We start from the raw sequence: 22631 nt of genomic DNA, 5'->3' as shown, positions 1-22631 counted from the left end.
AATGTTAACAAAAACTTAAAATACGAGATTGTATCTTTGTAGATATGAAAAAATATATTTCAGAATTTGTAGGAACTTTCGCACTAATTTTTTGTGGAACAGGTGCTATGACAATTAATGAAGTTACCAATGGAAGTATTGGTCATGTTGGAATTGCAATTACTTGGGGATTAATAGTTATGGCTATGATTTATGCTTTTGGAGAAATTTCTGGAGCACATTTTAATCCAGCAGTTACTATTTCATTTGCCTATGCTAAAAAGTTTTCGTGGTCTGAAGTTCCGAAATATATATTAGCTCAAATTTTAGGAGCATTAGTAGCGAGTTTATTACTGTTGTTTTTATTTCCTGATAGTGAATTTTACGGAGCGACAATTCCTTCCACTGATGCTATGCGGGCTTTCATATTAGAACTGTTATTAACATTTTTTTTAATGGTAACAATTATAAATGTTTCAACAGGAAGTAAGGAAGTAGGAGTGATGGCAGGAATAGCAATAGGAGGTGTAGTTTTGCTAGAAGCAATGTTTGCTGGACCAATTACTAAAGCTTCAATGAATCCAGCTCGATCAATTGCTCCTGCTTTAGTTTCTGGTCAATTAGAATATTTATGGTTATATATTTTAGCCCCAATTATTGGAGCATTATTAGCTGTAGCTACCTGTAAATTAGTAAAAGATGATAATTGTTGTGACGAAGGTTGTTAAACTATGAATAATAAAAGATATAGTATTTTAGGTTGTGGATGGTTAGGATTACCATTGGCAAAAAAATTTATTAATAACGGAATTTCGGTTAATGGTTCTACAACTACAAAGCAAAAACTCGAAGTTTTAAAACAAGCAAATGTAAATGGATATTTGATTAATATAGAAGAAAATTTAGATTATAAAAATTTCATGAATTGCGATGTTTTATTAATCATGATTACTTCAAAAAAAATAGAAGCTTTTGAAAACTTGATTAATGAAATAGAAAAGTCATCAGTTAAAAAAGTGATTTTTATAAGTTCTACTTCAGTTTATCCAAGAGGTAATAAAACTTATACAGAAGAAGATGAAACAATTGATTCTTTATTATCTAATGTTGAGTCACTTTTTAGAAGTAATAGAAATTTTTCTACTACTATAATTCGTTTTGCTGGATTGTTTGGAGCTAATAGACAGCCAGGCAATTGGTTTGCGGAAAAAGAAATTCCTCAACCAGAAGGATTTGTAAATATGATTCATAGAGAAGATTGTATAGAAATTCTGTCAAAAATAATTGATTTAGATATTTTTGGGGAAACCTTTAATGTTTGTACAGATCATCATCCAACTCGTAAAGAATTTTATACAGAAGCTAGAAAGAGTTTGGGTAAATCCCAACCTAAGTTTAAAAATGAAACTGAGTTGATGTTTAAAAAAATAAGTTCAGATAAGTTAATCCAAAGATTAAATTATACTTTCATTTATAATGATTTGTTGAATTTACCTAACAAATAAAAACCAATTTTAAACAAGTCTTTTTGTTTGATACTTAACTGTTAATTCTTTACCAGAGTTATCTAAATAATTTCTAAAGTGTATTGTTTAACTATACTTTCTTTTTCTTATATAGTTGAATACAAATCCGAAAGTTAATAATAGAGAAATAGGTAATGCAATATTGAATAATTGCCAAGATCTTTTCTCTGTGTAAGCTTTTTTCTTGTCTAAAACTCGAAGCTGTATAGATTTATTTTTTAAATCTATTAAACCATTATCATCTAAAAGATAATCTACTGTATTTACTAGAAAATCTTTGTTTCCGAAGCGTTCCTGTGTCCATTTGTCAACTCCTAAATCGTAAGGCTTACCTTTTAATAGTTGATTTTTTCCAATATCACCATCAGCTATTACAACCATTTTATTGAGTTTCGATTTTTCGGTATAATCTTTAGAATTAAAAGGTTTCGTTCTGCTTCTGTAAGCAGATTCAAATTCACCTTCTAATAGAACAGCTAATAACTGACTTCCAGCTGCGTATTCCTGTTGCTTTGGTTCTTGTGTTATACTTTCTAACTCGATAATTTTAGGAGTTCCAGAAAGTTTAGTTAATACAGAGCTAACTAAAAGAGGAGTTTTCTTTACATTCTTTTGAAGAGTGTCTAATTGCGTGGTAAACCTAAATCTTACAGGTAGTACGTTTTTCGTAATTGGATGTGAAGGATTTCCAGTAACTAAAGGATGATAAAACCAGTTGAAATTTTCAAATTGAGTTTGGTTTCCAGTATTACCAGCAGCTAAAGTTAATTTAGAAGCATATAAATCTTGAACTAATTTATTATTTACACGTACGCCATAACTAAATAATAAATCAGTTAAATTTAAATCTCTTGGAAAAGCTAGCATTTTACCTTGATTATATAAACTGTCGGTATCTGCGCTTAAATTATCAATCATCCACAAAGTTTTACCACCATTCATAATATACTGATCTAAAGTCAATTTTTCTTCAGGAGAAAATTTCTCTGTAGGTTTAGCTATTATCGATAAATCGAATTTTTTTAATTGTTCTAATGTTTTTTCAGGAGTTTTATTTACAGAGTCTAAAGTGAATTTAGCAAGTCTGTATTTCTTTCCTAATTCGCTTAAAAAACTATATAATTTAATATCTTCAAGTTCTCCAATTCCTGATATTACGGCTACGGTTTTAGGCTGTTTTTGTGTGATAATTTCAATTCCACTAGCAAAAGAATGTTCTAAAGCAGCTATAGCATTTTCTAGTTGTTCCTCTTGAGTTTTAAATAAAGAATTTGATAATAAAGAAACTTTTTGAGAACGATTTTTATAGAAGATTTCAGCCCAAGGGAAAATAAAAGCTTCAGATAATTTTCCGTCTTCTTCAACAGAAAGTTGACTAGGCATCATTCCATTTTTAATCAATTCTTTTCGAATATCATAAGGGTCAATGAAACGAAAACGAACATTTCTGTTTTTAGCTTCAAGTTCTTCTAGAAACTGACGCGTTTCAATTTGCAAACGCTGAAATTCAGAAGGAAAATCACCTTCCAAATATACATTTATAATTAAGTCAGTATCCAGTTCATTTAATAAATCAATAGTAACTTCTGATAATGTATAGCGTTTGTCTTTTGTTAAATCGAATCGTTTAAAAAAAGAGTTACTTAAAAAATTAAGCACTAATATTCCAACAATAACAATAGCTGTTTTTTTGATTTTTTTATTCATTTTCTAATCGTGCTTTAGTGATGAATAAAAAGATGAATGTTATACTGATAAAGTAAATTAAATCTCTAGTATCTATAACACCTCTACTAATGCTTTTAAAATGTTCGTTAAATCCGAAATTTCTAATGTAGTAATTAGAACTATTAGATAAGTTTGCTATGGCATCAAAACCATAAAACATAAAAAAAGATATGACAATGCCTAGAATGAAAGCAATAATTTGATTTTTAGATAGGGTAGAGGTAAATAATCCAATAGCTGTGTAGGCTGATGCTAAAAATAACAAACCAAAATAAGAACCAATTAAACTTCCAGAATCAAAGTTCCCTTTAGGATTTCCTAGTGCATAAATACTATACACATACGTTAGTGTAGGTAATAACGCTATAATAACTAAGATTAAACTAGCTGAAAATTTTCCTAAAACAATATCCCAGTTAGTTAAAGGTTTGGTTTTTAAAATTTCAATAGTTCCTAAGTTATATTCATCAGCAAAACTTTTCATGGTTATAGCCGGAATTAAAAATAAAAATAACCAAGGCGCTAAATAGAAAAATGAATTTAAATCAGCATATCCTGCGTTTAAGATATTAAAATTATCATTAAAAACCCACAAGAATAAACCGTTTACTAATAAGAAGACACCAATAACCAAATATGCTATAGGTGATCCAAAGAAAGAATTAAGTTCTTTTTTTAATATTGATTTCATAATTTAAGTCAAACTTACGACTTTATCAACACTCCAAGCAAGAGGCTTATCGTTAAAAAATACTTTAGTTTCAGCCCAAATAGATTTAAATAATTCAGAATTTCTGTAATTTTCTAAATCTTGTTCTTCATTCCAATAACTATAGGTAAAGAAAATATTCGGATTTGTTTTATCTCTATACAATTCTAATAAACGACAACCAGGTGATTTTCGTATATATTCTTTTTTCTTATCAAAGTTTACTAAGAAAGTTTCTATTTTTTCTGGTTGAAAGCTCATTTTAACGATACGAACAAACATAATATTTTAATTAAACGGTTGTAAAATCTGGTTTTTCTTCTTCATGAAATTCAACAGAAATGGTATCTCTGTATCGTAAACCTAGCAGGGAAGAAGCACCTCCTACAGTTTTTAAATTACTTCTAAAAACAGCAATTTCTAAATATCCAGCTGTGTTAAACAAGGCTAATTTATTTCCATCATATTGACGAATATCTTCACTGGTAAAGTTGACAATCTCATTATATTTATTGAAAATTTTCTTAAAAGTATAACGTCTTGCCGTAACAGTAAATTCTCTTCCTTTACCAATATCATCAAACGCTTTTTTACTGATATTACTTATTACATTGCCATAATTGTCTATGTAAATGACACCACCAACAATCAAATTGCGATCTTGATTAACTTTAGGTTGAATTTCTATTAATTTCTTATGTGATTGTATTTCTTTTCCAATGACATCTAATTTTCCACCTCTTGCAATAAAAGTTGCAACTTTAACAAAAACATCTAATACAGGAAAACTACTTTCTATATGATTATGAATATTAATTTCAACAATTTTAGCAGGTTGTACTTCAGAAGCAATCATACAAATTACTCCGTTATCCGGACAAATAAAGTAATGTCCATCAAGTTCTATTGCTATATGTTTATTTTCTACACTTAATTCAGAATCTACACCTATAATATGTATGGTCCCTTTTGGAAAACTCTTATATGCATTTTTGAGTATATATGCAGTTTCAGTAATATTAAAAGGAGTAATGAGATGTGTAATATCAACAATTTTAGCATTAGGCAATTCAGAATATATTGCACCTTTTACAGCACCAACAAAATGATCCTTAAGGCCAAAATCTGTAGTTAAAGTAATAAGCGCCATGTAATGCTTTAATTGTTAATTATTTTGTGAAAAACTCTATCGAAATTTAAGGCAAAGCTACATAAATGAATAAAATAATTACTACATTTAAACATAATAAAATTAAAAATTATAGCATTTGAACGAAAGAGTTATTGAACTAACGGAAATTAATCCAAAAGAATTTTTTGGAGCACAGAACAGTACAATTTCATTATTGAAAAATTATTTTCCTAAAATTAAAATAGTAGCTAGAGGAAATAAATTGAAAGTTTATGGTGATCCAGAAATTTTAGATGAATTTGAAATACGTTTAGAACGTTTAATTAAATATTTTAATAAGTATAATAAACTTGATGAGAATAGTATAGAGCGTATTTTAACATCTAATGGAAAGGAAGAAGAAGAAAGAAAGTTCGGAAATAAGAGTGATATACTTGTACATGGAGTAAGTGGTAAAATTATAAAACCACAAACAGAGAATCAGCGTAAGATGGTTCAATTAATGAAAGAGAATGACTTATTATTTGCAGTTGGTCCTGCAGGAACAGGTAAAACATATACAGCAGTTGCTTTGGCTGTAAAAGCTTTAAAAGAAAAAGATGTTAGACGAATTATACTAACGCGTCCTGCTGTAGAATCTGGTGAAAATTTAGGTTTTTTACCGGGAGATTTAAAAGAAAAGTTAGATCCATATATGCAACCTTTATATGATGGTTTGCGTGATATGATTCCATCAGAAAAATTACAGGCTTACATAGAAAATGGAACAATACAAATTGCACCTTTAGCATTTATGCGTGGTAGAACATTAGATAATGCCTTTGTGATTTTAGATGAAGCTCAAAACACAACTCATGCACAAATGAAAATGTTTTTAACGCGTATGGGAAAAAATGCAAAGTTTGTAATTACTGGAGATCCTGGTCAAATAGATTTACCCCGTAAACAAGTTTCAGGTTTAAAAGAAGCATTATTAGCATTGAAAAGTATTGAAGGAGTTGGTCAAATTTATTTAGACGATAAAGATGTAGTTCGACACCGATTAGTGAAGAAAATTATTAAGGCTTATAAAAGTATAGAAACGGAATAAATTGATTTTTAAAAAACTAAGTTTACAAGAGAATTTTTACGTTTTATATGTTTACTTTATTCTATTAGGAATAGTAAGTGATGCACTTTTTTATGCAGTATTAGAAGTTCAATATTTAAATTATGTATCCATTTTAGATGCTTTAATATCTCCTTTTAGTTTACTTACAGATAGTTTAAAGTTAACATTAGCTTTAGTTATTTGTTTTTTTCTTCTATATAAATATGTAACCAAATGGTCGTATGCACTCCATAAAAAACACAAACACAAAAAGTGGTATGGAAAAATGCATAATATAGAGCGTAGGGAAAAAGCATTTAAAGACTTAAAAGAGAAAAAAGGACTAGCAGAAGGTTTATTATTTTTATTTTTTATTTTGTTTGTCTCTTTAAGATTGGGAATGGGGTTAGGAAAAAATCATAAGATTAAGACTAAAGAAATCAAGCCTAATTACAAATTAATATTTAAAGATAATTCTCAAAAAGACGTTCAAGTTATTGGTCAAAATAGTTCATTTATATTTTATGTTGAACAAAAAGAAAAGGTAGTTTCTGTTACACCGATTTCAGATAACATTAAGCAGATAAAAAGAATTCCTAAAAAAGATTAAAAAGTTTACTTTTGCGGTTTACAACAACGCAACAATGAATACAATAAACGAAACAAACTTTAATTTTCCTGGACAAAAGTCAGTGTATAAAGGAAAGGTAAGAGAAGTCTATAATATAAATGATGAGCAATTAGTCATGATTGCTTCAGATAGATTATCTGCATTTGATGTAATTATGCCTCGTCAAATTCCTTTTAAAGGTCAGATTTTAAATCAGATTGCTACTAAAATGATGAATGATACAGCTGATATTGTTCCGAATTGGTTAGTTGCAAATCCTGATGAAAATGTAGCTGTAGGTCATTTATGTGAGCCTTTTAAAGTTGAAATGGTTATCCGTGGATATTTATCGGGTCATGCAGCTCGTGAATATAAAGCAGGGAAAAGAATGCTTTGTGGTGTTACTATGGCAGAAGGAATGAAGGAAAATGATAAATTTCCTGAGCCAATTATTACACCTTCAACAAAAGCCGATAATGGTGAGCACGACGAAGATATTTCTAGAGAAGATATTTTAGCTAAAGGAATTGTTTCTGAAGAAGATTATATAGTTCTTGAAGATTACACTAGAAAATTATTTCAAAGAGGTACTGAAATAGCAGCGAAACGCGGATTAATTCTAGTGGATACAAAATATGAATTTGGTAAAACAAAGGATGGTAAAGTTGTATTAATTGATGAAATTCATACACCAGATTCTTCTAGATATTTCTATGCAGATGGTTATCAAGAAAGACAAGATAAAGGCGAGAAACAAAAACAATTATCTAAAGAGTTTGTTCGTCAATGGTTAATTGAAAACGGATTTCAAGGAAAAGACGGACAACAAATTCCTGAAATGAGTGATGAAAAAATCCTTGAAATTTCGAATCGTTATATAGAATTGTATGAGCAAATAACAGGAGAGAAATTTGTAAAAGCCAATACTGAGAATATTACAGAGAGAATAGAAAAAAATGTTACAGATTTTTTGAATGCTAAATAAAATTTAAATTGAATACAAATAGATGAAAAAAAGAGAAGTTAGTTATAACTTCTCTTTTTTAGTTTAACTTTAAATACATAATAAAAATAATTATGGATAAAAAAAGCATACGACCTGTTTTAAATTTGATTTCAGTCAAATCAGATGAAAACTTTCAAAATGAAGTATTACGGCCAATTTTAAAGTTGCAGCACGAAATTTTAATATTAACATTTAAAAATTGGAGTATACAACAAAAGATCAAACTCGTAAATTTAAATAAAGATAAGTTTCAAGAAACTTTAGATAAATCATTCTCTAAAAATGTCGTTATTAGAAATCTTATTCTTGGAATAATAATAGGTCAGTTTACAAAAGATGAGTTTTTGGAATATCAAAAAAATACTTCAGAATTTAATAGAAGGATATTTAGCATGGCGAAACAAAGACTTTTTGATAGTTTTGATCAAATAAAGAAAGACGGTAATTCATGAAAGCAGCTTCAATTAAAACAATAAAAGACGAATTAAAATATAAAACTTCTTCAGAATTATTAGAACTATGTCTAACGTTAACTCGATTTAAAAAAGAAAATAAAGAATTACTAACCTATTTATTGTTTGAAGCTCAAGATGAAGATAGATATATTAAAACTGTAAAAATTGAAATAGATGAAATGTTTAGTGAAATAAACACCAAAAGCTTTTTTTACATAAGAAAGAGTGTTCGTAAAATTCTTACATCAATAAAAAAACAAATTCGTTATTCAAAAAAGAAAAGTACAGAAGTTGAATTGTTGTTATATTTCTGTTTAAAATTAAAACGTTTTAAACCTTCAATAAAAAAAAGTCCAAGACTTCAAAAGGTATTTGAAACTCAATTACGACTTGCTAAAAAAGCTATGTTAACTTTACATGAAGATTTACAATATGATTATAATCTCATGTTAGAAGAGATTGAGTTGTAGTGGTTTTTAATTGGTTGATAATGTTGTTTTTTGGGTTTTTTTTTCTTGGGTTTAATTTTTTACAACCAAAAAAAATCGACAAATAGAGTAGAATTAACTACAAAAAACATCATTTTGAAAACATTTTTAAATATTTTTTTTTAAGAGTTATTTTTTGATAAAAAAAGAATAGATTTATCATATAAATAACCAAATCATGAGTAATTATCACATTAAAAATCTAGAAGAATACTTTCAAGTATATAGAAGATCTGTTCGTAATCCAGAAAATTTTTGGGAAGAAATTGCAGAAGAACATTTTCTTTGGAGGAAACGATGGAATAATGTTTTAAGTTGGGATTTTACGAAACCTGAAGTGAAATGGTTTGAAGGAGCACAATTGAACATTACCGAAAACTGTATCGATCGCCATTTAGTAACAAGAGGAGATAAAACCGCTATTTTATTTGAGCCTAATAACCCAAATGAAAAAGCAGAACATATTACATATAATGATTTATATAAAAGAGTTAATAAACTAGCTAATGTTTTAAAATCGAGAGGAATTAAAAAAGGAGATCGTGTTTGTATTTATTTACCAATGATACCAGAACTTGCTATTTCTCTTCTAGCTTGTGCAAGAATTGGAGCAATACATTCAGTTGTTTTTGCTGGCTTTTCTTCTACAGCTTTAGCAACAAGAATCAACGATTCAGAATGTAAAATGGTGATTACTTCGGATGGTTCTTATAGAGGAAATAAAACCATAGATTTAAAAGGTATAGTAGATGAAGCTTTAGAGGAATGCCCATGTGTTGAAAATGTTTTGGTTGTACAAAGAACAAAATCAGATATAAATATAAAAGAAGGTAGAGATGAATGGTTACAACCATTGTTAGATGAAGTATCTGATAAATGTGAAGCAGAAATAATGAATGCAGAAGATCCTCTTTTTATATTATATACTTCAGGTTCAACAGGTAAGCCAAAGGGAATGTTACATACAACAGCAGGATATATGGTGTATACAGCGTATACTTTTAAAAATGTTTTTCAATACAGAGAAAATGATGTGTATTGGTGTACTGCAGATATTGGCTGGATAACTGGGCATAGTTATATTGTTTATGGACCATTAGCAAATGGAGCTACCACGGTAATGTTCGAAGGTGTTCCAAGTTACCCAGATTATAGTCGTTTTTGGCAAATTGTAGAAAAACATAAAGTGAATCAGTTTTACACTGCACCAACAGCAATTAGAGCATTAGCTAAAGAAGGTTTATCTCATGTAGAATCAAGTGATTTATCATCATTAAAAATTTTAGGAACGGTAGGTGAACCTATAAATGAAGAGGCTTGGCACTGGTATGATGATAATATAGGAAAACGAAAAAGTCCAATTGTAGATACCTGGTGGCAAACAGAAACAGGAGGAATTATGATTACACCTATTCCTTTTTCTACCCCAACAAAACCTACATATGCAACTTTGCCTTTTCCAGGAATTCAACCCGCTTTAATGAATGAAGAAGGAAAAGAAATTAAAGGAAATCAGGTAGAAGGTCGATTATGTATTAAGTTTCCTTGGCCTTCAATGGCAAGAACAATTTGGGGAAATCATCAACGATATAAAGATACTTATTTTTCAGCCTTTGAAAATAAGTACTTTACAGGGGATGGAGCCTTGCGAGATGAGGTTGGTTATTACAGAATTACAGGTAGAGTAGATGATGTTATTATTGTTTCAGGACATAATTTAGGAACTGCTCCAATAGAAGATGCAATTAACGAACATCCTGCTGTTGCGGAATCTGCTATTGTTGGATTTCCTCATGATATTAAAGGAAATGCATTGTATGGTTATGTGATTTTAAAAGACACAGGTGAATCTCGTAATCATGAAAATCTAAGAAAAGAAATTAATCAAATTATAACTGAGCAAGTCGGACCAATTGCAAAATTGGATAGAATTCAATTTACACAAGGATTACCAAAAACACGTTCAGGAAAAATTATGAGAAGAATTTTAAGAAAGATTGCTTCAAATGATATAGGTAATCTTGGAGATACAAGTACTCTGTTAAACCCAGAAGTTGTTCAAGGAATTATAGATGAGGTTTTGGTCAAATAAATTTAAAACAATTAAATGATATATTTAATATTAAATAATTCTTAAAAGAATCATAGCTGTCTTCGGATAGCTATTTTTTTTGTAACTTATATAGCTGAATTATAAACCAACATATAAATGCCAACCTATAATCTAAAAATCAATGGTGAATTGGTAACAGTTACTGCCGATTCAGATACCCCTTTACTTTGGATATTAAGAGATGAATTAAATTTAGTAGGAACAAAATTTGGATGTGGTATAGCACAATGTGGTGCTTGTACTGTTCATGTAGATGGCGTAGCTACTAGAAGTTGTCAATTACAAGTTTCTATTTTAGATAAAGAAGAAATCACAACTATAGAAGGACTTTCTAAAGAAGGAGATCATCCTTTACAAGAAGCTTGGAAAGAAGTTGATGTTCCACAATGCGGATATTGTCAAGCAGGACAAATTATGACTGCTGCTTCTTTTCTAAAAGAAAACCCAAATCCTACTTCAACAGAAATTAGAGAGGCAATGCATGGAAACATTTGTAGGTGTGCATCTTATAACAGAATAGAAAAAGCTGTAGCTGTAGCCGCTAAAAAAATGTCTTAAATCTAATTATCATGAGTACAGAACAAAATAATATCAGATTTAGTAGAAGAAACTTTTTAAGAACTTCAGCGCTAGCAAGTGGAGGAATGTTAGTTGGTTTTAATTTATTCACTGCTTGTAAACCAGAAGCAAAACCAGCTGTAGATATTGCAAATTTAAATTTCAACGATTTTAATGCTTTTATCAAAATAGCAGATAATGGTTATGTAACAATTTTTTCTCCAAACCCAGAAATTGGTCAGGGAGTAAAAACAGCAATGCCAATGATTATTGCTGAAGAATTAGATGTAGAATGGGATAAAGTGCATGTTGCACAAGCAAAATATAACAAGAAAGAATACAAACGTCAGGTTGCAGGAGGAAGTCAGTCAATTCGTTTTGGTTGGGATGCATTACGTCAAACAGGAGCTACTACAAAGCAAATGTTAATTAATGCTGCTGCTGCGAAATGGGGAGTTGATGCAAATACTTGTAAAGCTTCAAAAGGAATTATAACTAATGCAAATGGAGATACATTAGGTTATGGAGAAGTTGTAAGTGAAGCGGCTGCTTTAGAGGTTCCAGAAAATGTAACTTTAAAAAAGCCATCAGAATATACGATTATAGGGAAAGATGCTTTAAATGTTGATTTAGATAACATCGTTACAGGTAAGCCTTTATTTGGTTTAGATTATAAAGCTGATGGAATGGTATATGCTTCGGTATTACGTCCACCAGCATTCGGACAAAAATTAGAGAGTTTTGATGATGCTGAAGCTAAAAAAGTAAATGGAGTTTCAGATGTAATCAAATTTGGAGATAAGGTTGCTGTAATTGGTACTAACACATGGGCAGCTATGAAAGGTAAAAAAGCATTGAAAGCTATTTGGAGTGATGATCAAAATTTAGAAAGTACTGTCGATCATAATAAAGAGTTGATTAAGATTTTAGACGGAAAAGAATTTGATGTTAGAAGAGAAGATGGAAATGTAAAGAAAGCTTTCGCTGAAGCAGATAAAGTTTTAGAAAGAACATATGATTCTCCTTTCTTACCGCATAACTGTATGGAACCAATGAATTTTTATGCTAATGTTACAGCTGAGAAAATTCATTTAGTTGGACCAATTCAAACACCACAATGGACAGCTGGTAGAGTTGCTCAGTTATTGAAAAGAAAAGAAGAAGAAATTGATCTTGAAATGACAAGAATGGGTGGTGGATTTGGAAGAAGATTATATGGTGATTTTGCTTTAGAAGCAGCTGAAATATCAAATCTAGCTAAAAAACCAGTGAAAGTTGTTTTCTCAAGAGAAGATGATATGACAGATGGAATTTATCGTCCAGCAATTAAATATAGAATTGCAGCATCAATAAAAGATGGAAAATTAACAGGATATCATTTAAAAGAAGCAGCGATTAATAGTAATATGTATGATTTAATTCCGAATTTCTTTCCAGCTGGATGTATTCCGAATTATAAAGTATCTACAAAAAGCTATAAGAGTGACATCACAACAGGCGCATGGAGAGCTCCGTATACCAACTTCTTAGCTTTTGCTGAGCAAACTTTCTTTGATGAATTAGCTGAAGAATTAAAGAAAGATCCAGTTGAGTTACGATTAGAATTATTACAAAATGTAAAAGATTCTACAGATAAAAAAATCGAATACTCAGGAGAAAGAATGGAGAATACGATAAAGTTAGCCGCTGAAAAATCAAACTGGAAAGAACAAAAAGAAGGGGTTTTTAAAGGTTTTGCAGCTTATTATAGTCATAATACACATGTTGCCGAGGTTGCCGAAATAGAAATGAAAGATGGTTTACCTGTAGTTAAGAAAATTACAGCTGCTGTAGATTGCGGAATTTTAATTAATCCTACAGGAGCAATTAATCAAATTCAAGGAGGAGTTTTAGATGGAATCGGACATGCAATGTATGGAGATTTATCTTTTGAAAACGGAAAACCTTCTCATAAAAATTTCGATACCTATCGTTTAATCAGAATGAATGAAACTCCACAGGTAGATGTTCATTTCGTAAAAAATGAATTGTCTCCAACCGGATTAGGAGAGCCAGGTTTACCACCAGCAGGTGGAGCTGTAGCAAATGCTATTTATAAGGCTCTTAAAAATAGATTATATAAACAACCTTTTGTTAAAGAGTTGTCTTCTAGGAAAAGAAAAGTTTTAAGTTAATTTATTAAAAATATAAAGTAAAAGGATGTCTAATTTAGACATCTTTTTGTGTTTTTGGATAAGTTTTCGCAATAATAAAAAATTACGAAAACGATTTTCATTTTGTTGTAAAAAGAGCGGTTTTTGTTAAATTATCAAATTGATAATAAAATAATGATAAATCGTTTTTTTATTTATACAAAATTTATGAATCTGTTAAAATATTGTTTTTTTTAGTATAAAAACATGTTTTTGTTGAGAAAAAAAATGAATTTGATTTAACTTTGAAGAACAACAAAACACAAACAAATTACAACAAAAACAAGGAATGAAAATCAACAAAGTTTTAGTAGCAAATAGAGGAGAAATTGCAATTAGAGTTTTTAGAGCCTGTGTAGAGATAGGGATAAAAACTGTTGGGATTTACACTTATGAAGATAGATACTCTTTACACAGGTACAAAGCAGATGAATGTTATCAAATAGGGGAAGATAATGAACCTTTAAAGCCGTATCTAGATATAGATGCAATTATTAAAGTTGCAGTAGAGAATAGTGTAGATGCAATTCATCCAGGGTATGGATTTTTATCAGAAAATGCCGAATTCGCTCAAAAATGTGAAGACAATGGAATTATTTTTGTTGGACCAAAAGTTTCTGTACTAAAAGCTTTAGGTGATAAAATTACTGCTAAAGAAGTAGCAGTAGCTAATAATGTTCCTATCATTCAAAGTAGTGATAGAGATTTAACTTCAATAGAGATAGCTTTAGAAGAAGCTGATAAGATTAGTTATCCGATCATGCTTAAAGCTGCTTCCGGTGGTGGAGGTAGAGGTATGAGAGTTATTCGTAATGCTAATGATCTTAAAAAAGCATATCCAGAAGCGCAAAGAGAAGCGTTAAATGCCTTTGGAGACGATACAGTTTTTTTAGAAAAGTTTGTTGAAAATCCAAAACATATCGAAATTCAAATTGTTGCAGATACTCATGGAAACATGGTGCACTTATTTGAAAGAGATTGTTCGGTGCAAAGACGCTATCAAAAAGTAATTGAGATAGCTCCTTCTTATGGATTACCTCAAGGAATTAAAGATGATTTATATCAATATGCTTTAAATATTTGTGGAGCTGTTGACTATAATAACATTGGTACTGTCGAATTTTTAGTAGATGAAGATAATAGTATTTATTTCATCGAAGTGAATCCAAGAATTCAGGTTGAACATACAGTTACAGAAATGGTAACAAATATAGACTTGGTAAAAACCCAATTATTTATAGCTGGTGGTTATAAATTATCTGATACACAGATAAAAATTCCAAATCAAGAGTCAATTGTAGTTTCAGGATACGCATTACAATGTAGAATTACTACTGAAGATCCAGCAAATGATTTTAAACCTGACTATGGAACTGTAACTACTTATCGTAGTGCTTCTGGTTTTGGAATTCGTTTAGATGCTGGAAGTATTTATCAAGGAGTTAAAATTTCACCTTTTTTCGATTCAATGTTAGTTAAAGCTTCTGCAAGAAGTAGAACGTTAGATGGAGCTTGTAGAAAAATGTTACGTGCTTTAGTAGAATTTAGAATTAGAGGAGTAGAAACGAATATTGCTTTCTTAAGGAATATATTAAATCATCAAACATTTAGAAAAGGAGAGGTTACAGTTAATTTTATTAAAAATGAACCAAAACTTTTCGAATTTAAAGAACCTAAGAATAGAGCTAATAAATTAATTAACTTTTTAGGAGAAGTTGTAGTTAATGGTAACTCAGATGTTAAAAAAGTAGATTTAAGCCATCAATTTGCGAAACCAGTAGTACCTAAATTTCCAAAATTAGATAAACATCCGAAAGGAACTAAAGATTTATTAACAGAATTAGGTCCTGAAAAGTTTGCAGATTGGTTGAAGAAAGAGAAAAAAATTCATTTTACAGATACTACAATGCGAGATGCGCATCAAAGCCTACTCGCAACAAGAATGCGTACTATAGATATGTTAAAAGTTGCTGAAGGTTATGCTAAAAACTTCCCTGATATCTTTAGTATGGAGGTATGGGGTGGAGCAACTTTTGATGTTTGTTTACGTTTTTTGCAAGAAAACCCATGGGAAAGATTAGCATTACTTAGAAAAGCAATGCCTAATGTATTATTACAGATGTTGATAAGAGGTTCAAATGGAGTTGGTTATACAGCATATCCTGATAATCTAATTGAAAAATTTGTAGAAAAATCTTGGGAAACAGGAGTTGATGTATTTAGAATATTCGATTCATTAAACTGGATGAAATCCATAGAGCCATGTATTAAACATGTTCGAAATAAAACTAAAGGTTTAGCAGAAGCTTCAATCTGTTATACAGGAGATATTTTAAATCCTAGTAAAACTAAATATAACTTAAAATATTACATTCAATTAGCAAAAGATATAGAAAATGCTGGAGCTCATATTTTAGGTGTAAAAGATATGGCAGGTTTATTAAAACCGCAAGCTGCTTATGAATTAATTTCAGCATTAAAATCAGAAATTAATATTCCGATTCACTTACATACACACGATACTTCATCGATTCAATCGGCTTCTTATTTAAAAGCTATTGAAGCTGGAGTAGATGTTGTTGATGTAGCTTTAGGTGGACTATCAGGTTTAACTTCTCAGCCAAATTTTAACTCAATGGTTGAAATGTTACGTTTTAATGAAAGAGAGAATCTTTTAGATGTTCAAAAACTCGCTGAGTATTCTAATTATTGGGAAGCAGTAAGAAGTTATTACTATCCGTTCGAATCTGGGTTAAAAGCAGGAACAGGAGAAGTATACGAACATGAAATTCCTGGTGGACAGTATTCAAATTTAAAAGGTCAAGCGATTGCTTTAGGTTTAGAAGATAAATTTCCAGAGGTTACAAAAATGTATGGAGAAGTAAATCAAATGTTTGGTGATATTATAAAAGTAACTCCTAGTTCGAAAGTTGTAGGAGATATGGCGCAATACATGATCACAAATAATTTAACTACAGATGATGTTTTAGAGCGTGGAGAAAGCATTTCATTTCCTCAATCTGTAATTGGGTTTTTTAAAGGAGATTTAGGTCAGCCAGTTGGTGGTTTCCCAGAAAAATTACAGAAAATTATTTTAAAGAATGAAAAGCCTTATATCGAAAGACCGAATGAACATTTAGAACCAATAAATTTTGAAAAAGAGTTTGCTGAGTTTAAAGAGAATTTTTCTAAAGGAATGGGGCGTGAATTAGAAATGACAGATTTCTTGTCATTTAAATTATACCCAAAAGTATTTACAGATGCTTATAACAAGCATCTAAAGTTTGGAAATGTAATGAATATTCCTACAAAAAACTTTTTCTTTGGATTAGAAGTAGGAGAGGAGATTATGGTTGATATTGAATCTGGTAAGAAAGTCTTAATTTCTCTTGTACATAAAACAGAAGCAGATGAAAATGGTAATGTAACAGTTTTCTTCAAAATTAATGGTCAAATGAGGGTTGTTGCGATAAAAGATAATTCAATAATTGTAGAAAAAATTGAAAATATTAAAGTAGATCCAGATGATGAAAATCAAGTAGGAGCACCTTTACAAGGATTATTATCTTCAGTATTAGTTAAAGAAGGAGATATTGTCCAAGAGAATCAGCCACTATTTGTAATTGAAGCAATGAAAATGGAAACAACAGTAACTGCAGTTTCTAGAGGAATTATAGAAAAAGTACAATTATCATCTGGAACTTTAGTAGATACTAACGATTTGGTAATAAAAATGAAGTAAGTAGGGAGTAAGTTTTTGAATTACCCTTAAAAAAACTTAGTTTTGCTCTCCAAATATGTAATATTAATATGGTAAGTGATTTATTTGATAGAATTAAGAATGATAAAGGTCCCTTAGGTAAATGGGCTGATAAAGCAGAAGGATATTATGTTTTTCCAAAATTAGAAGGTCCTATTTCAAATAGGATGAGCTTTAATGGAAAGCCAGTAGTTACTTGGAGTATTAATGATTATTTAGGTTTAGCAAATCATCCTGAAGTTTTAAAAGCAGATGGTGAAGCTGCTTTAGAACATGGTATGGCTTACCCAATGGGAGCTAGAATGATGTCGGGTCATACCAAATATCATGAACAATTAGAGCAAGAGTGTGCTGAGTTTGTAGGAAAAGAAGCTTCTTATCTAGTAAATTTTGGATATCAGGGTATGGTATCTGCAATCGATGCTTTAGTTTCTAAAGATGATATTATTGTTTATGATATGGATACACACGCGTGTATTATCGATGGAGTTCGTTTACATGCTGGTAAAAGATTTGTATACAGACATAATGATATAGAAAGTTGTGAGAAAAACTTAAAGCGTGCAACAAAAATGGCAGAGAAAACTGGAGGAGGTATTCTTTTAGTTTCTGAAGGTGTTTTTGGAATGCGTGGAGAGCAAGGTCGTTTAAGAGAGATTGTAGCTCTAAAAGAGAAATATAATTTCAGATTACTTGTAGATGATGCTCATGGTTTCGGAACTTTAGGCGAAGGAGGAAGAGGAACAGGTTATGAGCAAGGTGTTCAAGATGGTATCGATGTTTATTTCGCTACTTTTGCAAAATCTATGGCTGGTATCGGGGCGTTTTTCGCTGGAGATAAAGATGTAGTTCAATATTTACAGTATAATATGCGTTCTCAAATGTTTGCTAAGTCTTTACCAATGCCAATGGTAAAAGGAGCTTTAAAACGTTTAGATATGATTCGTACAATGCCAGAACTTAAAGATAAGTTATGGGATATAACTAACGCATTACAATCTGGTTTAAGAGAAGCTGGCTTCGATTTAGGAACTACTCAAACATGTATTACACCAGTATATTTAAAAGGAGATATACCTGAGGCAATGGCAATGGTTCACGATTTAAGAGAAAACCATGGAGTGTTTTGTTCAATTGTTGTATACCCTGTAATTCCTAAAGGAATGATTATTTTAAGATTAATACCTACAGCACGTCATACAATTGAAGATGTAAATGAAACAATAAAAGCATTTACAGCTATACGTGAAAAGTTAAGTAATGGTACTTACAAAAGAATAGCAGAAGCTATTATGACAGCATAAATTAAGAAATATTAAAAAAACTCGTGATGTTAAAGTCACGAGTTTTTTAATTTAAAAACAATAACTTTGGAATTGTATTTGCTTTCTGAAGAAATATGAAAAAGTTTTTTTTACTCCTTATTATCATTTCTTTTAATCTTAATGCTCAGATTAAAGATTCTTTGCCAAATTTTTCAGATGAATATTTTTTGGTTAAAGATGGAGATACCTTGATGATTAAATTAGAAGAGGTTCCTGTTTTACCAAAGCACAAGTTTAAATCTAGAACTGATGTTAATTATTATTATTGGTTCAGGAAAAAAGTATTCAAAGCTTATCCCTATGCAACATTAGCTTCAAAAAGAATAGATAGTTTGAATGCTAGATTAGATAGAATAGATTCAAATAGAAAAAAAAGAATCTATGTTAGAAGAGTTCAAAAATATTTAGAAAAAGAACTTACAGATCAGATAAAAAAGATGACCCGTACAGAAGGAAGAGTTTTAATAAAACTAATTCATCGACAAACTGGTCGTACAGTTTTTGAGAATATTCGTGAATTTCGTAGCGGTTGGAAAGCTTTTTGGTATAATACTACAGCAAATGTATTTAAGTTATCATTAAAAGATGAGTACCATCCAGAATCAGTTAATGAGGATTATTTAATAGAAGATATCTTACAAAGAGGTTTTATAGATGAAGTTTTAGAGGTACAAGAGCCAAAATTAAAATTAGATTCTTATAAAATATTAGAATCTAAAAAAGGAGAAGTAGATGTAGAAGAGTATAAAAAGATGTTTGCTAAGATGAGAAAAAAGAGAAAGAAGAAGAAAAAATCTAAGAAATAAGAAATTACTTTCCAAGATTTCGATTTAAATATTGTTATTTCCATTACTATTTTGTTTTAATCGTATTAAAGAATCTACTAAAGTTATACTGTGTATTTGCATAGAGTTTTTATAATATTTTATAAATGACAATCACTTCAAAAAGATTGTCCTTTTTTTATTTTATTGATTTTCTGTTTATTGTGTTTTTTTTATTTTTTTTGTTGTAAAAGTTTGTGTAGATTAAAAAGAGTGTGTAGTTTTGCACCCGCAAACGGAGAAACGCAGTTTAGAAGTTTGCAGAAGTTCATAAACAGAGTGTAGATAGTTGGTAAAATTAAGGTTAAAAAATAATTAAAATTTTACTTGCGGAATTAGAATTAAAGTTTCTATATTTGCAGTCCGTTTTTGAGGCGTGAGTTCATTGATTTTTTGGTGCAAGATTAGGTTTAGGATTAATCGAAAAAAATTTCAAAAAAAGTTTTGTCAGATTAAAAAAAGGTTATAGTTTTGCATCCGCTTTCGGAAATGAAAGCAACGATCACAGAGATTTTGGAATAACAAATAATAGTGTTAATCAGTTCGATTCTGGTGTCTTTACAAAGATTAGATTAGTTGAAGTTTCGGTTGAAACAGATTGAGTGCTGAGATTAATTAAGTTCATTGATAATATTGAAATTGACAGCGTAAATATAGAGAGTAAAGTAACATAGCTTTAACAAAGTTAAATTCTTTTGAAACTTATTCATAAATAATATTAAAGATTATACAATGAAGAGTTTGATCCTGGCTCAGGATGAACGCTAGCGGCAGGCTTAACACATGCAAGTCGAGGGGCAGCATCAATTGCTTGCAATTGGATGGCGACCGGCGCACGGGTGCGTAACGCGTATAGAATCTGCCTTGTACAGGAGGATAGCCTTTAGAAATGAAGATTAATACTCCATAATACTGGTGAGTGGCATCGCTTATTAGTTAAAGATTTATCGGTACAAGATGACTATGCGTCCTATTAGCTAGATGGTAAGGTAACGGCTTACCATGGCTACGATAGGTAGGGGGTCTGAGAGGATTATCCCCCACACTGGTACTGAGACACGGACCAGACTCCTACGGGAGGCAGCAGTGAGGAATATTGGTCAATGGGCGCAAGCCTGAACCAGCCATGCCGCGTGTAGGAAGACTGCCCTATGGGTTGTAAACTACTTTTATATGGGAAGAAACCCCTCTACGTGTAGAGGCTTGACGGTACCATAAGAATAAGCACCGGCTAACTCCGTGCCAGCAGCCGCGGTAATACGGAGGGTGCAAGCGTTATCCGGAATCATTGGGTTTAAAGGGTCCGCAGGCGGTTAATTAAGTCAGAGGTGAAATCCTACAGCTTAACTGTAGAACTGCCTTTGATACTGGTTGACTTGAGTTATACGGAAGTAGGTAGAATAAGTAGTGTAGCGGTGAAATGCATAGATATTACTTAGAATACCGATTGCGAAGGCAGCCTACTACGTGTATACTGACGCTCATGGACGAAAGCGTGGGGAGCGAACAGGATTAGATACCCTGGTAGTCCACGCCGTAAACGATGGACACTAGTTGTTGGATTATTTCAGTGACTAAGCGAAAGTAATAAGTGTCCCACCTGGGGAGTACGATCGCAAGATTGAAACTCAAAGGAATTGACGGGGGCCCGCACAAGCGGTGGAGCATGTGGTTTAATTCGATGATACGCGAGGAACCTTACCAGGGCTTAAATGTAGAGTGACAGGTCTAGAGATAGATTTTTCTTCGGACACTTTACAAGGTGCTGCATGGTTGTCGTCAGCTCGTGCCGTGAGGTGTCAGGTTAAGTCCTATAACGAGCGCAACCCCTATCGTTAGTTGCTAGCAGGTAATGCTGAGGACTCTAGCGAGACTGCCGGTGCAAACCGTGAGGAAGGTGGGGATGACGTCAAATCATCACGGCCCTTACGTCCTGGGCTACACACGTGCTACAATGGTATGGACAATGAGCAGCCACTATGCGAATAGGAGCGAATCTATAAACCATATCACAGTTCGGATCGGAGTCTGCAACTCGACTCCGTGAAGCTGGAATCGCTAGTAATCGGATATCAGCCATGATCCGGTGAATACGTTCCCGGGCCTTGTACACACCGCCCGTCAAGCCATGGAAGCTGGGGGTGCCTGAAGTCGGTGACCGCAAGGAGCTGCCTAGGGTAAAACTGGTAACTAGGGCTAAGTCGTAACAAGGTAGCCGTACCGGAAGGTGCGGCTGGAACACCTCCTTTCTAGAGAAAGATGGTGAGTTACAAGAGTAATTGTGTGTTATTTTACTACTCTGCTGTTAATTTTATACTAAAGACTAAGATCTTAAAATAGTCTCGTAGCTCAGCTGGTTAGAGCGCTACACTGATAATGTAGAGGTCGGCAGTTCGAGTCTGCCCGAGACTACTATTTAAAGATTAGGAAATTCTAGAAGTTGAGGATGTAGTTGTTAGAAACTACTAACTGCTATGTACTAACTACTAGTATATGGGGGATTAGCTCAGCTGGCTAGAGCGCTTGCCTTGCACGCAAGAGGTCACCGGTTCGACTCCGGTATTCTCCACAAAGAGTTATATAGGTTTAGTTTCCTGTGATGACTCATAACAAGTTCATTGACATATTGGTAAAATGATATCGTAAAGAATCAAGATAGAGAGTTAGAGGTTATACTCTAACAAAAATATTTTTATAAAGAATTATAAAGAGCTCGTTTTGACGCAAGTCAAAGCAAAAAGTACAATAAGCTAAATAAGGGCGTATGGCGGATGCCTAGGCTTTCAGAGGCGATGAAGGACGTGATAAGCTGCGATAAGCTACGGGGAGGGGCACATACCTTATAATCCGTAGATTTCCGAATGGGGCAACCCACTATACTGAAGGTATAGTACCGAAAGGGGCAAACCCGGTGAACTGAAACATCTAAGTAACCGGAGGAAGAGAAAACAATAGTGATTCCGTTAGTAGTGGCGAGCGAACGCGGATTAGCCCAAACCAATGTTGTTACGGCAATATTGGGGTTGTAGGGCTGCGACATTAGAATCTTAGTGAACTAGAATCGTTTGGAAAGACGAACCATAGAGAGTGATAGTCTCGTATAGGTAAGCGAAGATGATATAGCAGTACCCTGAGT

Annotated in this window: 17 protein-coding genes, 2 tRNA genes and 2 rRNA genes (1 of these 21 only partly in view); 17 read left to right on the top strand and 4 right to left on the bottom strand. The window is 31.7% G+C overall.

From position 1 onward, the window contains the following. The first annotated feature begins 44 nt into the window (after window positions 1-44). Both ACSIGC_RS04105 and ACSIGC_RS04100 read left to right on the top strand, forming a co-directional pair. The gene (locus tag ACSIGC_RS04105) at window positions 45-707 is read left to right on the top strand and encodes an MIP/aquaporin family protein (protein ID WP_442266886.1); all 663 of its coding nucleotides are present in this window, start codon (window positions 45-47) and stop codon (window positions 705-707) included. Between the two features lie 3 nt (window positions 708-710). Further along, window positions 711-1484, top strand: a complete 774-nt coding sequence (locus ACSIGC_RS04100) for an NAD(P)-binding domain-containing protein (protein WP_442266885.1) — start codon at window positions 711-713, stop codon at window positions 1482-1484. An 87-nt stretch (window positions 1485-1571) separates the two neighbouring features. On the opposite strand, the gene gldG is transcribed toward ACSIGC_RS04100, so the two are convergent. From gldG to ACSIGC_RS04080, 4 genes are read right to left on the bottom strand one after another with little or no spacing between them, the layout of a single operon-like run. Beyond that, a complete protein-coding gene (gene gldG / locus ACSIGC_RS04095; RefSeq protein ID WP_442266884.1) occupies window positions 1572-3212 on the bottom strand; it encodes a gliding motility-associated ABC transporter substrate-binding protein GldG in 1641 nt (546 codons plus the stop codon). Then, entirely contained in the window at window positions 3205-3924 is a 720-nt protein-coding gene (gene gldF / locus ACSIGC_RS04090; RefSeq protein WP_442266883.1) for a gliding motility-associated ABC transporter permease subunit GldF, read from the bottom strand. Before gldF ends, gldG begins: the two co-directional genes overlap by 8 nt. Window positions 3925-3927: 3 nt before the next feature. Further along, entirely contained in the window at window positions 3928-4224 is a 297-nt protein-coding gene (locus tag ACSIGC_RS04085; protein WP_442266882.1) for a putative quinol monooxygenase, read from the bottom strand. Between the two features lie 10 nt (window positions 4225-4234). Then, window positions 4235-5092 carry an SAM hydrolase/SAM-dependent halogenase family protein gene (locus tag ACSIGC_RS04080; RefSeq protein ID WP_442266881.1) on the bottom strand — a complete coding sequence of 286 codons (858 nt, stop codon included), beginning with the start codon at window positions 5090-5092 and terminating at the stop codon, window positions 4235-4237. A gap of 118 nt (window positions 5093-5210) precedes the next feature. Here ACSIGC_RS04080 and ACSIGC_RS04075 point away from each other — a divergent pair, with 118 nt between their 5' ends. The 15 genes from ACSIGC_RS04075 to ACSIGC_RS04005 all read left to right on the top strand — a co-directional run. Then, window positions 5211-6164: a PhoH family protein gene (locus ACSIGC_RS04075; RefSeq protein WP_442266880.1), complete on the top strand. Its 954-nt coding sequence runs from the start codon at window positions 5211-5213 to the stop codon at window positions 6162-6164. A 1-nt stretch (window position 6165) separates the two neighbouring features. Continuing rightward, window positions 6166-6774: a hypothetical protein gene (locus ACSIGC_RS04070; RefSeq protein WP_442266879.1), complete on the top strand. Its 609-nt coding sequence runs from the start codon at window positions 6166-6168 to the stop codon at window positions 6772-6774. 34 nt (window positions 6775-6808) lie between these two features. After that, complete coding sequence (locus ACSIGC_RS04065) at window positions 6809-7759, top strand: phosphoribosylaminoimidazolesuccinocarboxamide synthase (RefSeq protein WP_442266878.1); 951 nt, start codon at window positions 6809-6811, stop codon at window positions 7757-7759. A 92-nt stretch (window positions 7760-7851) separates the two neighbouring features. Then, a complete protein-coding gene (locus tag ACSIGC_RS04060; RefSeq protein WP_442266877.1) occupies window positions 7852-8232 on the top strand; it encodes a glyoxalase in 381 nt (126 codons plus the stop codon). Next, window positions 8229-8705 carry a hypothetical protein gene (locus ACSIGC_RS04055; protein WP_442266876.1) on the top strand — a complete coding sequence of 159 codons (477 nt, stop codon included), beginning with the start codon at window positions 8229-8231 and terminating at the stop codon, window positions 8703-8705. Before ACSIGC_RS04060 ends, ACSIGC_RS04055 begins: the two co-directional genes overlap by 4 nt. A 181-nt stretch (window positions 8706-8886) precedes the next feature. Then, window positions 8887-10815 carry an acetate--CoA ligase gene (gene acs / locus ACSIGC_RS04050; RefSeq protein ID WP_442267742.1) on the top strand — a complete coding sequence of 643 codons (1929 nt, stop codon included), beginning with the start codon at window positions 8887-8889 and terminating at the stop codon, window positions 10813-10815. Window positions 10816-10932: 117 nt separating this feature from the next. After that, on the top strand, window positions 10933-11394 hold the full coding sequence (locus ACSIGC_RS04045) for a (2Fe-2S)-binding protein (RefSeq protein ID WP_299683304.1): 462 nt from the start codon (window positions 10933-10935) through the stop codon (window positions 11392-11394). 11 nt (window positions 11395-11405) lie between these two features. Further along, on the top strand, window positions 11406-13568 hold the full coding sequence (locus ACSIGC_RS04040) for a molybdopterin cofactor-binding domain-containing protein (protein WP_442266875.1): 2163 nt from the start codon (window positions 11406-11408) through the stop codon (window positions 13566-13568). Between the two features lie 307 nt (window positions 13569-13875). Beyond that, a complete protein-coding gene (locus ACSIGC_RS04035) occupies window positions 13876-17328 on the top strand; it encodes a pyruvate carboxylase (protein ID WP_442266874.1) in 3453 nt (1150 codons plus the stop codon). 68 nt (window positions 17329-17396) lie between these two features. Beyond that, a complete protein-coding gene (locus ACSIGC_RS04030; RefSeq protein WP_442266873.1) occupies window positions 17397-18650 on the top strand; it encodes an aminotransferase class I/II-fold pyridoxal phosphate-dependent enzyme in 1254 nt (417 codons plus the stop codon). A 95-nt stretch (window positions 18651-18745) separates the two neighbouring features. Continuing rightward, window positions 18746-19477: a DUF4294 domain-containing protein gene (locus tag ACSIGC_RS04025; RefSeq protein ID WP_442266872.1), complete on the top strand. Its 732-nt coding sequence runs from the start codon at window positions 18746-18748 to the stop codon at window positions 19475-19477. A 747-nt stretch (window positions 19478-20224) separates the two neighbouring features. Continuing rightward, window positions 20225-21744, top strand: a 16S ribosomal RNA gene (locus ACSIGC_RS04020). Between the two features lie 89 nt (window positions 21745-21833). Then, window positions 21834-21907: transfer RNA gene (locus ACSIGC_RS04015), tRNA-Ile, on the top strand. An 83-nt stretch (window positions 21908-21990) separates the two neighbouring features. Next, a tRNA-Ala gene (locus ACSIGC_RS04010) sits at window positions 21991-22064 on the top strand. Window positions 22065-22238: 174 nt separating this feature from the next. Continuing rightward, window positions 22239-22631 (top strand): 23S ribosomal RNA (locus tag ACSIGC_RS04005) (it continues 2391 nt past the right edge of the window). The 16S and 23S rRNA genes sit together here with 2 tRNA genes alongside, the layout of an rRNA operon.

The sequence above is a fragment of the Tenacibaculum aquaeponti genome, from assembly GCF_052084715.1.
In the GTDB taxonomy this organism is placed as follows: Bacteria; Bacteroidota; Bacteroidia; order Flavobacteriales; family Flavobacteriaceae; genus Polaribacter.
The sequence above is the reverse complement of the archived record's forward strand: the minus strand, read 5'-3'. Positions and strand labels throughout refer to the sequence as shown.

Excerpts from the sequence above, each read along its gene's own strand:
- ACSIGC_RS04105 (WP_442266886.1), top strand. The coding sequence starts at position 45 with ATGAAAAAATATATTTCAGAATTTGTAGGAACTTTCGCACTAATTTTT.
- ACSIGC_RS04100 (WP_442266885.1), top strand. The coding sequence starts at position 711 with ATGAATAATAAAAGATATAGTATTTTAGGTTGTGGATGGTTAGGATTA.
- gldG (WP_442266884.1), bottom strand. The coding sequence starts at position 3,212 with ATGAATAAAAAAATCAAAAAAACAGCTATTGTTATTGTTGGAATATTA.
- gldF (WP_442266883.1), bottom strand. The coding sequence starts at position 3,924 with ATGAAATCAATATTAAAAAAAGAACTTAATTCTTTCTTTGGATCACCT.
- ACSIGC_RS04085 (WP_442266882.1), bottom strand. The coding sequence starts at position 4,224 with ATGTTTGTTCGTATCGTTAAAATGAGCTTTCAACCAGAAAAAATAGAA.
- ACSIGC_RS04080 (WP_442266881.1), bottom strand. The coding sequence starts at position 5,092 with ATGGCGCTTATTACTTTAACTACAGATTTTGGCCTTAAGGATCATTTT.
- ACSIGC_RS04065 (WP_442266878.1), top strand. The coding sequence starts at position 6,809 with ATGAATACAATAAACGAAACAAACTTTAATTTTCCTGGACAAAAGTCA.
- ACSIGC_RS04060 (WP_442266877.1), top strand. The coding sequence starts at position 7,852 with ATGGATAAAAAAAGCATACGACCTGTTTTAAATTTGATTTCAGTCAAA.
- ACSIGC_RS04055 (WP_442266876.1), top strand. The coding sequence starts at position 8,229 with ATGAAAGCAGCTTCAATTAAAACAATAAAAGACGAATTAAAATATAAA.
- ACSIGC_RS04045 (WP_299683304.1), top strand. The coding sequence starts at position 10,933 with ATGCCAACCTATAATCTAAAAATCAATGGTGAATTGGTAACAGTTACT.
- ACSIGC_RS04040 (WP_442266875.1), top strand. The coding sequence starts at position 11,406 with ATGAGTACAGAACAAAATAATATCAGATTTAGTAGAAGAAACTTTTTA.
- ACSIGC_RS04035 (WP_442266874.1), top strand. The coding sequence starts at position 13,876 with ATGAAAATCAACAAAGTTTTAGTAGCAAATAGAGGAGAAATTGCAATT.
- ACSIGC_RS04030 (WP_442266873.1), top strand. The coding sequence starts at position 17,397 with ATGGTAAGTGATTTATTTGATAGAATTAAGAATGATAAAGGTCCCTTA.
- ACSIGC_RS04025 (WP_442266872.1), top strand. The coding sequence starts at position 18,746 with ATGAAAAAGTTTTTTTTACTCCTTATTATCATTTCTTTTAATCTTAAT.